The sequence below is a fragment of the Pseudalkalibacillus sp. Hm43 genome (assembly GCF_051842935.1).
In the GTDB taxonomy this organism is placed as follows: Bacteria; Bacillota; Bacilli; order Bacillales; family Fictibacillaceae; genus Pseudalkalibacillus.
This window is the reverse complement of sequence record NZ_JBPXRR010000001.1, coordinates 1,685,027-1,698,237: the sequence shown is the minus strand read 5'-3', so window position 1 is coordinate 1,698,237 and position 13,211 is coordinate 1,685,027. Positions and strand designations below refer to the sequence as shown.

Below are 13,211 nucleotides of genomic sequence, written 5' to 3'. Positions count from 1 at the left end.
GAATCTACCTCCTAAAACTCTCCTTCTTATTGTACATAGATTCGTGAAACCGGACAAGTGAAAGACTAGTTCGAGTTTTTTCGACGATTTGCAGGAGTTAACCGCTTACATAGAGAAGTGATGTAGGTGGTATATCTGGTTTACGTTATGGAAAAAGGAGGCTTCTAGAATGGAACAGGAGAAAGACTTCAATCAATTATACAAAGAGTGGCAAGAAACGACGAAAAAGTTGATGGAAAGATTCCCGGAGCGGAAAGAGGAGTTCAAAACTTCCTCCAACATACCGGTTGAACGATTATACTTACCTGAGCAACTGGAATCTGACTATATGGAGCAGCTCGGACTGCCTGGACAATATCCATATACAAGAGGGATTCAGCCGACGATGTATCGTGCACGGCATTGGACGATGCGCCAATATGCAGGATTCGGTTCTGCGGTTGAAACGAACAAACGGTTCCACTATTTGCTTGAGCAAGGACAAACGGGACTGTCCGTCGCGTTTGATCTCCCGACTCAAATCGGGTATGACTCCGATCATGCGATGTCGAGAGGGGAAGTCGGAAAAGTCGGCGTAGCCATTGATTCCTTAGAAGACATGGAAGCTTTATTGAAAGGCATTCCATTGGATAAAGTAAGTACATCAATGACGATCAATGCACCGGCGGCAGTGCTGCTAGCGATGTATATCGTCGTTGCAGAAAAGCAAGGGGTCTCACCTGAGAAAATCTCAGGAACGATCCAAAATGACATTTTGAAAGAATATATTGCACGGGGGACTTATATCTTCCCGCCTAAACCATCAATGCGTCTCATTACAGACATTTTCGCGTATTGCTCGGACAATGTGCCTAAGTGGAATACAATCAGTATTTCCGGTTATCACATCCGTGAAGCGGGAGCAACGGCAGCGCAAGAGCTTGCTTTTACAATTGCCAATGGAAAAGCATACGTCGAGGCGGCATTATCGGCTGGTCTCGATATCGATAAATTTGCACCACGCCTCGCATTCTTCTTCAATGCGCATAATGAATTTTTTGAAGAAGTGGCCAAGTTCAGAGCGGCGAGAAGAATGTGGGCGAAGATCATGAAAGAAGAGTACAATGCGAAGAATCCGAAAAGCTGGCAGCTCCGTTTCCATACCCAAACAGGTGGTTCTACATTAACGGCGCAACAACCTGATAACAACATCGTACGTGTTACGGTGCAAGCGTTATCGGCTGTACTTGGCGGAACGCAGAGTCTTCACACGAATTCCCGCGATGAGGCACTTGCTCTTCCGACAGAGGATTCAGCTCGAATCGCATTACGTACGCAGCAAATCCTGGCAAATGAGAGCGGAGTAGCAGATACAGTCGATCCACTTGCAGGCTCCTACTATGTCGAGTCGTTGACCAGTGAGTTGGAAAATGAAGCAAACAGCTATCTGGATAAAATAGAAGAGCTAGGTGGAGCTGTGTCTGCGGTTGAACAAGGTTACATGCAGCGTGAAATCCATCATACGGCTTACGAAACACAGAAAGCGATCGAAAAGGGCGATCAGATCGTCGTCGGAATGAATGCTTACCAATTGGATGATGAACCGAAGCCTGAACTGCATCGACTCGATCCGGAACTTGCGGCGAACCAGGTGAAAAAGTTGGCAGATATCCGGGAGAACAGGGATCAAGAACGAGCGAGCGCTCAGTTAGAAGCACTTCGCCGGGCAGCCCAAGGTTCAGACAACTTGATGCCTCATATTGTGGAATGTGTAAGATCGTATTGTACAATCGGTGAGATTTGTGGCGTTTTACGTGAAGAGTTCGGGGAATTCACAGGAATTTAAACAGCGGAGACGGAGGGAAATCAGATGGAAAAGAAAATAAGAGTGTTGATTGCGAAGCCAGGATTGGACGGACATGACCGTGGAGCGTTGATCATTTCTCAAGCCTTGCGGGACTATGGGATGGAAGTCATCTATACAGGGCTAAGACAAACACCGGAACAGATCGTCGCATCCGCCATCCAAGAGGATGTCGACGCAATCGGATTGTCTTGCTTGTCCGGTGCGCATAATGAACTTTTTCCAGATGTCATAAAAGGTTTGAAAGCACAAGGCGCAGAGGACATCATCGTTGTCGGCGGTGGCGTCATTCCGTGGGAAGACATTCCGTTCTTAGAAGAACAAGGTATCAAGAAGATCTTCACACCAGGCACGCTCTCAATTGATACAGCGAAGTTCATCGAGCAGGCTGTGTACCAGCGGGATGGGATTGAAGTGAAGAGTGACATGGAACTTGTGGAGAAGATTGATCACATCGGAATTGCTGTCCAATCACTTGATGACTCGCTTCCTTTTTATTTGGACACACTGCAACTAAAGCTGCAAGGCGTTGAAGAAGTAGAGTCGGAAAATGTGAAAGTCGCGTTCATCGAGGCTGGCAATGTGAAATTGGAATTGTTGGAGCCGACATCCAAAGAAAGCTCGATTCAAGGATTCATTGATAAGCGCGGACCAGGGATTCACCATGTCGCCTTAGGTGTGAAAGATATTGAAGGCAGGATTGCAGAATTGAAAAAGAAAGGCATCCAAATGATCCACGATGCACCTAAGCCTGGCGCAGGAGGAGCATCCATCGCATTCATGCATCCTAAATCAGCAAATGGTGTACTTTATGAATTGTGTGAGAAAGAATCGAAGGAGCGTTTGTAATCATGGACATCTACGATAAAATCAATGAACTGTATGACCGGCGCCGCGAAGTCGAAATGGGTGGCGGAGACGAACGAATCGATAAACAGCATGAAAAAGGGAAACTGACGGCACGCGAGCGGATCGATCTGTTGTTGGATGAAGGAAGCTTTGTCGAAATCAATCCGTTCATTGAACATCGAACGAACGATTTCGGTATGGACAAAAACCGTGCGCCTGGTGAAGGGGTCGTGACCGGGTATGGTACGGTCCACGGTCGTTCCGTCTATCTGTTTGCACAAGATTTCACCGTGTTCGGAGGCGCACTCGGAGAGATGCATGCACAAAAAATCGCGAAGGTGATGGATCTCGCTGCTGAGAACGGCGCACCATTCATCGGATTGAATGATTCCGGAGGCGCGCGTATCCAGGAAGGAGTCGTATCCTTGGATGGATACGGTCAAATCTTCTATCGCAACTCCGTCTATTCCGGTGTCATCCCACAGATTTCGGTCATCCTTGGACCGTGTGCGGGTGGAGCGGTTTATTCACCTGCAATCACTGATTTCGTTTTCATGGTCGAACAGACGAGTCAGATGTTCATTACCGGACCGAAAGTCATTGAAACCGTTACGGGTGAGAAGATCAGTGCAGAAGACTTAGGTGGAGCGAAAGTTCACAGTTCGAAGAGTGGCAATGCCCACTTTACAGCACCTACAGAAGAAGAAGTGTTGGCGAATGTGAGAAGGTTACTCGATTACTTGCCACAGAACAGTGAAGAGAAACCGGAACCGAAGCAAGTGGATGATGAATCGGATTATCGCGACAACCTTGCTGATATCGTTCCATTTGAATCGATTCGCCCATATGACGTCAGAAATGTTATTGTAGAAGTGGTCGATGACGGATCGTTTATGGAAGTCCATAAGGATTTTGCAAAAAATATCGTCGTTGGGTTTGGTAGAATCAACGGGGAATCCGTGGGTCTGATCTGTAATCAACCGAAAGTGATGGCAGGCGGACTGGACATCGATTCTTCCGATAAAGTAGCGCGTTTCATCCGTTTCTGTGACAGTTTCAATATTCCGTTGATCACCTTTGAAGATGTGACAGGCTTTTTCCCTGGCATTAAGCAGGAACATGGCGGTATTATTAGACATGGGGCGAAAATCCTTTACGCATACTCCGAAGCGACTGTACCGAAAATTACCGTCATCACTCGAAAAGCATATGGCGGTGCTTATGTCGCATTGAACAGTAAATCCATCGGAGCGGATCTTGTGTTTGCATGGCCGAATGCTGAAATCGCCGTTATGGGTCCTGAAGGTGCAGCGAACATCATTTTTGCAAAAGAGATCAATAATAGTGAAGACCCTGAGCAGACGAGAAAAGAAAAGATTGAAGAGTACCGGGAGAAATTCGCGAACCCTTATGTTGCTGCGGCAAGGGGAATGGTCGATGATGTCATCGATCCAAGGGAGACGCGGATCAAACTGACCCAATCCTTACATATGCTCAGGAACAAGAAAGTGCATCGTCCATATAAGAAACACGGCAATATACCGTTGTAAAGAACTGAAAGGAGACTTGATGATATGATCAATCAAGACAGACTTGTTGAAGAGTTTCTAGAGCTCGTGCAGATCGACTCAGAAACAAAATATGAAGAAGAAATTTCGAAAGTGTTGAAGAAGAAGTTTTCAGACTTGGGCCTTGAAGTCGTAGAAGACGATTCCAAAGAGAGAACAGGCCATGGTGCAGGGAATCTCGTTTGTACATTACCTGCTTCCAACGGATCTGCAGACTCGATCTACTTCACTTCTCACATGGATACAGTTGTACCTGGCAAAGGCGTGAAACCTTCCATAGAAGATGGCTACATCAAAACAGATGGGACAACCATTCTTGGCGCAGATGACAAAGCAGGGCTTGCTGCAATGCTTGAAGCCCTCAAAGTCCTGAAGGAGCAAGACATCCAGCACGGACAAATTCAATTCGTCATCACAGTAGGTGAAGAATCAGGACTTGTCGGTGCAAAAGAATTGGATCCTTCCCTTGTGGATGCGAAATTTGGATTCGCGCTCGATTCAGATGGTAAAGTCGGGAACATCATCGTCGCTGCTCCTACGCAAGCGAAAGTGAAAGCTGTCATCGAAGGGAAAACCGCACACGCAGGTGTGGCTCCGGAAAAAGGTGTTTCTGCCATTACAATTGCTGCAAAAGCGATCGCGAAAATGCCGTTAGGACGCATTGACGAAGAAACGACCGCGAACATCGGACGTTTTGAAGGCGGTGCAGGTACGAATACGAACATCGTCATCGATCATGTGGAAATCCTTGCGGAAGCTCGTTCATTGATTCCTGAAAAAATGGAAGCACAAGTGAAGAAAATGAAGGATGCTTTTGAGGAAACAGCAGAAAAAATGGGCGGAAAAGCACATGTCGATGTGAACGTCATGTATCCAGGCTTCAAATATGACCATGGAGATCATGTCGTTGTAGTGGCGAAACAAGCGGTCGAGAAACTTGGACGTAAACCGGAATTGCAACAAAGCGGTGGAGGAAGTGACGCAAACATCATCGCAGGCTTCGGAATTCCGACGGTCAATCTAGCAGTCGGATATGAAGAGATCCACACAAAGAATGAGCGCATGCCGATTGAAGAACTGGTCAAGACTTCCGAATTGGTCGTCAACATCATTCGCGAAGTAGGAAATCAATAAGTATGATGACGAAGGTTGATTTGGAGAAATGGGACTGTTTTCGTGTTGAAAGTCCTTCCAGCTCCAGGTCAACCTCTCATTTTACCTTATTAGCGAAAGTGGAAAACTCCTTCCATAGAGCTAGTCGTATTTAAGCACCCTGAAACGAATTTTGTAAAATAAGCATTGAAGGGTGTCGAAGTTTACAAAATATGTTAATATTAAACTACCTTTTAATGCCTATTAATAGACTAGAGAAAGCGAGGCGCTGGTAGTGAAAGTCAATATGTCCAACTTGCATATCATCATGAATTATTTGAGAGGGACTTATAAAGTATTGGAAGAAGAATGGCAGAAATCAGCTAGAAGCATTGGATTGACCCAAGCTGAGCAACACGTGCTGTGGATTGTCCATCTCGAAAAAGAAGCAACCATCACGAAAATTGCATCCATCGGATTGTGGGATGTGTCTACGGTTATGCAGGTCATTACACGTCTCAAGCAAAAAGGTCTCATCACCTTGATGAAAAAAGCGGCAGACCGCCGTGTGTCCTATGCGACTTTAACTGAATTAGGGGAACAGAAAATTCAAGAGTCCTATGATTTCTCGTATAAGTTGTACGACTATCTAGAAGACTATAGTAAAGAATCTGAGGATAATATGGAATTCATGAAACAAATGATGGATTTCCATAAAGAACTGAATCAATACTTTCATGGTTCCGAGTTCATCGATTGGACGGAAAGGACTTCAAAGTCTTTAAAAGACGGGAGCTAATGTAATGTGCATTCTCTTATGCCAGAGATTCTTTGATTGGACGCCACGTTGAATTCCATGGATTCAAGGATCCATTCTACAGAAGCGCCTGTTACAAGGGAAAGCTCATTGATAGTGGGGGAGCGATGTTGTTCTGCTTTCACATGTTCTACTGCTGCCAAAACCTTAAATCTCAGTTTAGGGTAAGGGGTACGAGAATAATGTCGAATGCGATTGTACATAAGGACATTCCTCCCTCCTATTATAGTCCCATTTTAGCATAAGTATATAGAATTTTCAAAATATTCTTACTATAATAATTTTGACGATTTTGTTCGAGGTGAAAGGGTTCATGTTGAAAAAAGAAAATACAGCAAGAATAATCTTTCATATCGATATGAACAGTTTTTACGCCTCAGTCGAGAGTGCACTGAACCCAGAGCTAAGAGGGAAACCCCTTGCCATTGCTGGGAATGTGGAGGAAAGACGCGGAATCGTTGTAACGAGCAGTTACGAGGCGAGGGCACAAGGTGTCAAAACGACCATGCCGGTTTGGCAGGCGAAGAAGAATTGCCCGGACTTGATCGTCATGGCACCCTCATTTGAAAAGTATCGAGCGGCCTCGGAAAAGATGTTTGATTTGCTATTCGAATATACGGAATTAGTGGAACCGATTTCCATTGATGAAGGGTACATGGACGTCACCGATCTTCAAGGTGATCTTTCACCCGTCCAAATAGCGAAAGAAATTCAACAACGGCTCCAAGAGGAACAACATCTGCCATGCAGTATCGGGATTGCACCGAACAAGTTTCTTGCGAAGATGGCTTCAGATATGAAAAAACCACTCGGAATAACGATTCTTCGTAAAAGGGAATTGGCAGATAAACTTTGGCCTTTACCGATAGAGGAAATGCATGGTGTCGGGAAGAAAACGATGAAGAAATTTCATGAAATCGATGTCTATACGATCGGGGACCTTGCGAAAAAAGAGTCGTACGATGTAAAGCTCCAGCTTGGAAAGAATGGTCAAAAACTATGGGAACGCTCCAATGGAATCGACGATCGTCCTGTTGATCCTGAAGCCTCCGGTGAGTTCAAGTCTGTTGGAACTTCCACAACCTTACCTCAAGATCTGCTCCGTATCGATCAAGCCTCCCAAGTCTTGAGAGAGCTTTCAGAATCCCTTCAACAACGATTAAAAAGAAAAAATGTAATGACCAATTCGATCCAATTGACGATCCGGTATGCCGATCTGAAAACGATTACGAGAAGCCATACGATGTTAAATCCGGTTTTCAAGAAAGAAGAGATTTTTGACATTGCGATGCTTCTATTCCGTCAAAATTGGAATGAAGAACCTGTCCGGTTGTTAGGCATAACGGGAACACAGATCATAGAGAGAAGTCATGCCACTCAGCAACTGGATTTGTTTACATATAAAGATCATAGTAAAGATGAAAAGCTGTATGACACGATGAACAATCTCCATAAAAAATATGGAGATCATTCAATAAGAAGAGGTGTAGAGAAAAAGGGGGATCAACAAAATGGAAATGAGAACGAAGCTGAATGATTTGAAGCAGGGGATTGGAAAAGTTTTGATTGGGAAAGAGGAGAGCGTCGAACTGTTGATGGTCGCGTTGCTCGCAAAAGGACACGTGTTGATGGAAGATGTTCCAGGTACCGGGAAGACGATGCTTGCGAAAAGCCTGGCAAAGTCGATTGACGGATCATTCCGACGGGTACAATTTACGCCAGATGTGCTACCGTCCGATGTGACAGGCATTCAATACTTGAATCCAAAAACGAGAGAGTTCGAAATGCGATACGGTCCTGTCATGGCGAACGTTTTACTGGCTGATGAAATCAACCGAGCGACTCCAAGGACCCAATCAAGCCTTTTGGAAGTGATGGAAGAGCGACAGGTGACCATCGATGGATACACTGAACTTTTACCTGTACCTTTCATTGTATTGGCGACGCAAAATCCGATTGAATCACAAGGGACGTTCCCATTGCCTGAAGCTCAATTGGACCGGTTTTTACTTAAAATCAAAGTCGGTTATCCGACTTTGAGAGAAGAACAGATGATCATGCAGGCGTACCGCGAGCAGGAACCGATTGAACTCCTCAAGCCTGTGTTTACGACGGATGACATCATCCAGATGCAAACCATGATCAAACAGGTTCACGTCAGTACAGATATCGAGCAGTATATCCTGAACATCATCAACGAAACTCGGAACTCCAAGTACATCGAGGTCGGTGTGAGTCCAAGGGGAACCCTCGCCTTCATGCGTGCCTTACAAGCTTATGCATGGCTTCAGGACCGGGAGTATGTCATCCCTGGTGATGTTAAAAAGCTTGCAACGGCTGTCCTTGCACACAGAATCGTATTATCATTGGACGGTGAATTGAGGAAGACCTCTATTCAGGTGATCGAAACCATTCTTGAAGAAGTCGAGGTACCAGTCGAAGCTGGAGCGGTAAGAGAATGAACTGGCGGATAATGATCCACACAGGGAAAACACAAAAGTTTTTGTATTTGTTTTCCATCATTACCATGATCGTATCCTTCTATAGTAAATCCCGTTTTTTGTTCATGGTGGGTGTGCTGATTACATTAAGTCTTTTTCTATCAACAAAATATTTGAAAACGATCACCGATAAAATACAGTTTTTGAATAAGAAACAGGTGTATCGGATGTTTCCGGACGATGAGGAAGTGTGGCATCTGACGATGACCAACCGGAGTCGATTACCGGTACTCCAGAGCAACCTCGTATTTTCGATGAATAAAGAAGTGAGTCTAGGAGAATTCAAACCGAGGGATGAACGAAAAGGCTATAACATATTTACTTTGCCACTTGTCTTCCAACCGAAAGAGACGAAGACTGTCCAAATTCCAGTCGTGGCATTGAAACGCGGCGTTGCGAAGATTTCTAGCTTCGAACTGCATATCAGCGATCCTTTGAATCTTGAACAATATCAGTTGTTGAACGATCGACTTGTCCGGACAGAGTTCATCGTCTATCCGACACCTGTGCCTGTGAAGGGAATTCATAAACTGGACCAGCTGAAACAGGGTGACAGGGCCGTGCCATTGTCATTATATGAGGATCAGAGTCTTGTGATCGGAACGAGAGAATATGAGCCAGGCGATTCGTTCCAACGGATTCATTGGAAAGCGTCAGCCCGAATGAATGAGCTTCAAACGAAAATCTATGAAAAGACACTGTCTCAATCGTGGACGATCCTATTGAACATCAATGTAAGCAGTGCACTCATTTCTGAATATGGAGAATTGGAAGTTTCAGAGAAACAGATCAGTCATGCAGCATATTTGTGCCAGTATGCCACCCAACATAACATTCCGTTTGATATGTATGTGAATATCCGGACGAAAGGGAGAGTGCCCTATCTTCACCTGGAAAAAGGAGAAGGAAAACCGCATTTGATGAGAGCGTTGGAGCTTCTTTCCCGGATGAATATCAACAGTGTACGGGTGCCGATGCACAGGCTATTAAGCATGTACGACAGCTGGGAGTCCGATTCAACTTCTGTCATCGTTCTAGGCGATCGATCGTCAGATGACTTTTATTACGATCGGTGGAAAAAGAAAGGGATGGATGTATTCCATGTGCAGTTAGATGGAGAGTCTGCCAGCCTTGAAAGAATGGAAACAAGGAGGGCGACATCATGAAGATTTCAAATCGATTCCTTTCCAGATGGCTTCACTATTCGGTGGATATGACATTCCTCCTGATCATGTCCGTATGGGCATTTGCTCCTTACAAAGAAAATCAATATTTACAAGTTTTCGCGTTGATGGTAATTGCCGGGCTTCTGTTCGAGCTCTTGTTGCCGAGGATCTCTGCGACTGTCGGTAAGATTTTGCTTGCGTTGCCGGTCATTATCGGAATAGGCTGGTTGCTTCAGATCGATATGTTCATTTTAATTGTCACGACCGCTTTTGTGGGATGGCGTTTCACGAGTCATTATTTTGATGAAGACCTGGGGCAAGAAGCAATCATGCTGCTGTTTTCAATCGTGTCCGGTCTTTTGTTCCTTTTCTTGTATGCGAATAATGCAGCGGTTCCAATCGTGTTAGGGTTGCTATTCTTGCAGACGATCCTGTTCACGCTCACACGGATCAATCGTTATATTCAGAGTAACCCGAATACAGTCGTGAACAATTGGATATCGAGGTTTGCGTTACTGATCATTGGTGGGACTGCTCTGATAGCTGCATTCTATCCTTTCATCAAATCAGCAGCTATGTTCATATTGAAAGGTTTCGCTGCAGCCTTTGCGGTCATCTTCTATTATCCTTTAAGCTTCGTTTTCGGTGCTTTTGAGAGATTGTTGAACGAAAGAGAAATTGATCAAGAAGCTGCGGAAGATAATGAAACGAGCTTAGAGCAGAATGAGGAATTGAAGAAACTGATTAATGACAACAATCAAAACGAATGGTTCACGTATATGCTTGTCATACTGATCATTGCAGGATTGATCTGGTTTGGAATCAAGTTGTACAAGAGAAGAATGATGAAGTTGGACCGGTTTGCATTTGATGGGATGCATGAAAAAAGCGTTATTTTTGAGGAAGACGTACCGAAGAATTACTTTGGTGGAAAAGTAAAAGCACCTGACAATAAGATCAGAAAACAGCTATTCCGACTTGAAAAGAAAATGTCTTCGTATGATTCTGGAAGAAGGTCTAGTGAAGCGGTACTGGAATGGCTTGATCGAGTGGAAGCTCCAGATGAGCTTTCCGTTGAGATTAACCGTATATATCAGAGAGTCCGATATGGAGAGCAAAATGTTACAGCTGAAGAAGAAGGACGTTACGTCCATTCCATTGACGAACTGCTGAAATGGGCGAAAGCACAACACAAAATGAGAAAGAAAGAGCAAAAAAGGAAAGATCGACTCGATAACTGAGTCGATCTTTTTCATATGATATGGCTATTCATCCCTATAAAGAAAAAAATCCTTCATGATGGTAACGAATAGAGGCTATTCATCCCTATGAAAAGGAAAATACCCTCACAACGGTAATGAATGGCGCTTAAACCACTCTACCAACCTCGCTCGTACTGTCTCGGTGATTCGATTTCGGTCTTCAGTTCAATCGCGGCTCTTCGTGGCCAATAAGGATCTCGCAACAATTCTCTTGCGAGGAAAATTAAATCAGCCCGGTCATTCTGCAAAATCGCTTCTGCATGAAGAGGGGAGGTGATCATTCCAACCGCACCTGTGGCAATTCCCGCTTCCTTTTTTAACGCTTCGGCATATTGGACTTGATAACCCGGATAAGGCTTGATCTTAGCAGGTACGACACCTCCAGAACTGCAGTCGATCAGATCGACTCCTAGCTCCTTCATCCACTGTGCGTATTCCACATAATCCTGAACGGAATATCCTTCGTTATTATAGTCATTCGCTGAAATCCGAACGAAGAGTGGTCCATCCCATACTGTATTCACAGCTTCAATGATTTCTTTCAGGAAATTGAATCGCTTTTCCTTGGATCCCCCATAACGGTCAGTCCGTTGATTGATCAACGGAGATAAGAATTGATTGATCAAATATCCATGCGCACCATGCAGTTCAATGACATCAATGCCAGCTTCCTTACTTCTTCTCGCAGCCAAGCGGAAGTCTTCAACCGTTTCTTCGATTTGTTCGATTGTCATTTCATTCGGTACTTCCATATCATCATTGAACGGTAAAGGGGAGGAGGAATAGATCGGTCCTTCTACAATCGCCTTCCGTCCAGCATGTGCGAGCTGGATACCGACTTTCGCATCCTGTTCGTGTATCATTTCGGTCAATGTTCGCAGTCCATCAACATGACTGTCATCCCAAATGCCAAGGTCTTGCATCGAAATCCGACCTTGCGTATGGACGGCTGTCGCTTCCAATACAATCAAGCCGACCTGTCCGACTGCACGGCTCGTATAATGCGTCTTATGCCAATTCGTCACCTGTCCATCCTCTGCTTCACAAGAATACATGCACATCGGTGACATGACGATCCTATTTTTCAATGTGACATCTTTAATAGCGAACGGTTCAAATAGCTTTCTGCTCATGCACTCCACTCCTATTATCTATGTTTCGTTAAGTTTATCACAAGGACATGCGGGAACATCTCTTATATGCTCATCCTTTAAACAAGTAAAAAAAGCTGACGATCATGATCGCCAGCTTTTCAAATTGATTTTTTGCAGTGCATTTATGACTTTCTTACCTTTCGTGGAATGTGTTCCAGCTTTTACAGCCCGTGCAACATCCGGGATGTCAGTGACGATCGCTTCCACTTCATTTTCGAACAACCATTTCATTCTCTTCGGATCGTTGATCGTATAAGGACGGACTTTGATGCCAGCATTTTTAAAACCGTTCAAGATCGTTTGGTTCAACGTCCGCCAACTTGGATGGGCACTGTAGGCAGGCAGCTGCTGCACATACTTCCATGGTTCGTACAATCCATTGGAATAGAGTGGCGCAACATCCACTGAAGGGTCCAGATTTTTCATTTCCTTCAGACTGTAATGATTAAATGAGGAATAGATGAGTCGGTCCTGAAGACCATGCATCTTCACGAGATCATACACGATTTTTTCCATACCGTAATATGGTAGGATATTGTTTTTGAATTCGATGTTCAGTAAAAGGTTAGTCGGTTTCATCCAGATGAGGAACTCTTCAAGGGAAGGAATTCTCTCACCTTTGAATTTTTTCGAAAACCATTTGCCGGCATCCAGACATCTCAATTCCTCAAATGTATACTCACCGACGAATCCTTTGACGCCAGTCGTACGTTTCAGCGATTCATCATGGATGATGACAGGTACTTTATCTTTCGTCAGCTGGACGTCAAGTTCGATGCCGTCCGCTTTCAGTTCATATGCCTTTCGAAAAGCAGCCATAGAATTTTCAGGTGCGTACTTACTCGCACCACGGTGTGCGAAAATATAGGTCAAACCAATCTCTCCTTGAATGGTGTGATGTCCCATTTTTTTCTGGAAAAATGTATTCTCTAATCAGTAATTTAGCATTATTTATATAG

General features: G+C 44.5%; 12 protein-coding genes. 9 read left to right on the top strand and 3 right to left on the bottom strand.

Annotated features, from left to right (window positions below; genetic code table 11):
- Positions 1-169 precede the first annotated feature (169 nt).
- The 5 genes from ACSVDE_RS09060 to ACSVDE_RS09040 all read left to right on the top strand — a co-directional run bounded on the left by ACSVDE_RS09060 (position 170) and on the right by ACSVDE_RS09040 (position 6,151).
- The gene (locus tag ACSVDE_RS09060; protein WP_439300605.1) at positions 170-1,825 is read left to right on the top strand and encodes an acyl-CoA mutase large subunit family protein; all 1,656 of its coding nucleotides are present in this window, start codon (positions 170-172) and stop codon (positions 1,823-1,825) included.
- A gap of 24 nt (positions 1,826-1,849) precedes the next feature.
- Positions 1,850-2,692, top strand: a complete 843-nt coding sequence (gene mce / locus ACSVDE_RS09055) for a methylmalonyl-CoA epimerase (RefSeq protein WP_439300604.1) — start codon at positions 1,850-1,852, stop codon at positions 2,690-2,692.
- Between the two features lie 2 nt (positions 2,693-2,694).
- On the top strand, positions 2,695-4,242 hold the full coding sequence (locus ACSVDE_RS09050; RefSeq protein ID WP_439300603.1) for an acyl-CoA carboxylase subunit beta: 1,548 nt from the start codon (positions 2,695-2,697) through the stop codon (positions 4,240-4,242).
- 24 nt (positions 4,243-4,266) lie between these two features.
- Entirely contained in the window at positions 4,267-5,394 is a 1,128-nt protein-coding gene (locus ACSVDE_RS09045; RefSeq protein WP_439300602.1) for a M20/M25/M40 family metallo-hydrolase, read from the top strand.
- Positions 5,395-5,647: 253 nt separating this feature from the next.
- The gene (locus ACSVDE_RS09040) at positions 5,648-6,151 is read left to right on the top strand and encodes a MarR family transcriptional regulator (RefSeq protein WP_439300601.1); all 504 of its coding nucleotides are present in this window, start codon (positions 5,648-5,650) and stop codon (positions 6,149-6,151) included.
- Here the strand turns inward: ACSVDE_RS09040 and ACSVDE_RS09035 are convergent.
- Complete coding sequence (locus tag ACSVDE_RS09035) at positions 6,148-6,372, bottom strand: hypothetical protein (protein ID WP_439300600.1); 225 nt, start codon at positions 6,370-6,372, stop codon at positions 6,148-6,150. The two genes, ACSVDE_RS09040 and ACSVDE_RS09035, sit on opposite strands and share 4 nt — an antisense overlap.
- A 110-nt stretch (positions 6,373-6,482) precedes the next feature.
- Here ACSVDE_RS09035 and ACSVDE_RS09030 point away from each other — a divergent pair, with 110 nt between their 5' ends.
- From ACSVDE_RS09030 to ACSVDE_RS09015, 4 genes are read left to right on the top strand one after another with little or no spacing between them, the layout of a single operon-like run.
- Positions 6,483-7,706, top strand: coding sequence for a DNA polymerase IV (locus tag ACSVDE_RS09030; protein WP_439300599.1), 1,224 nt, complete (start codon positions 6,483-6,485; stop codon positions 7,704-7,706).
- Positions 7,681-8,631 carry an AAA family ATPase gene (locus ACSVDE_RS09025; protein ID WP_439300598.1) on the top strand — a complete coding sequence of 317 codons (951 nt, stop codon included), beginning with the start codon at positions 7,681-7,683 and terminating at the stop codon, positions 8,629-8,631. The genes ACSVDE_RS09030 and ACSVDE_RS09025 overlap by 26 nt, the downstream gene beginning before the upstream one ends.
- Positions 8,628-9,836 carry a DUF58 domain-containing protein gene (locus ACSVDE_RS09020; RefSeq protein ID WP_439300597.1) on the top strand — a complete coding sequence of 403 codons (1,209 nt, stop codon included), beginning with the start codon at positions 8,628-8,630 and terminating at the stop codon, positions 9,834-9,836. The genes ACSVDE_RS09025 and ACSVDE_RS09020 overlap by 4 nt, the downstream gene beginning before the upstream one ends.
- The gene (locus ACSVDE_RS09015) at positions 9,833-11,077 is read left to right on the top strand and encodes a hypothetical protein (protein ID WP_439300596.1); all 1,245 of its coding nucleotides are present in this window, start codon (positions 9,833-9,835) and stop codon (positions 11,075-11,077) included. The genes ACSVDE_RS09020 and ACSVDE_RS09015 overlap by 4 nt, the downstream gene beginning before the upstream one ends.
- Positions 11,078-11,214: 137 nt before the next feature.
- Here the strand turns inward: ACSVDE_RS09015 and namA are convergent, their stop codons facing one another.
- Together namA and ACSVDE_RS09005 are read right to left on the bottom strand one after the other, a co-directional pair.
- Positions 11,215-12,231, bottom strand: coding sequence for an NADPH dehydrogenase NamA (gene namA, locus ACSVDE_RS09010; RefSeq protein ID WP_439300595.1), 1,017 nt, complete (start codon positions 12,229-12,231; stop codon positions 11,215-11,217).
- A gap of 102 nt (positions 12,232-12,333) precedes the next feature.
- Positions 12,334-13,125, bottom strand: coding sequence for a glycerophosphodiester phosphodiesterase (locus ACSVDE_RS09005; protein ID WP_439300594.1), 792 nt, complete (start codon positions 13,123-13,125; stop codon positions 12,334-12,336).
- Between the last annotated feature and the right edge of the window lie 86 nt (positions 13,126-13,211).

Excerpts from the sequence above, each read along its gene's own strand:
- ACSVDE_RS09045 (WP_439300602.1), top strand. The coding sequence starts at position 4,267 with ATGATCAATCAAGACAGACTTGTTGAAGAGTTTCTAGAGCTCGTGCAG.
- ACSVDE_RS09060 (WP_439300605.1), top strand. The coding sequence starts at position 170 with ATGGAACAGGAGAAAGACTTCAATCAATTATACAAAGAGTGGCAAGAA.
- ACSVDE_RS09020 (WP_439300597.1), top strand. The coding sequence starts at position 8,628 with ATGAACTGGCGGATAATGATCCACACAGGGAAAACACAAAAGTTTTTG.
- ACSVDE_RS09035 (WP_439300600.1), bottom strand. The coding sequence starts at position 6,372 with ATGTACAATCGCATTCGACATTATTCTCGTACCCCTTACCCTAAACTG.
- ACSVDE_RS09015 (WP_439300596.1), top strand. The coding sequence starts at position 9,833 with ATGAAGATTTCAAATCGATTCCTTTCCAGATGGCTTCACTATTCGGTG.
- ACSVDE_RS09030 (WP_439300599.1), top strand. The coding sequence starts at position 6,483 with ATGTTGAAAAAAGAAAATACAGCAAGAATAATCTTTCATATCGATATG.
- mce (WP_439300604.1), top strand. The coding sequence starts at position 1,850 with ATGGAAAAGAAAATAAGAGTGTTGATTGCGAAGCCAGGATTGGACGGA.
- ACSVDE_RS09025 (WP_439300598.1), top strand. The coding sequence starts at position 7,681 with ATGGAAATGAGAACGAAGCTGAATGATTTGAAGCAGGGGATTGGAAAA.
- namA (WP_439300595.1), bottom strand. The coding sequence starts at position 12,231 with ATGAGCAGAAAGCTATTTGAACCGTTCGCTATTAAAGATGTCACATTG.
- ACSVDE_RS09050 (WP_439300603.1), top strand. The coding sequence starts at position 2,695 with ATGGACATCTACGATAAAATCAATGAACTGTATGACCGGCGCCGCGAA.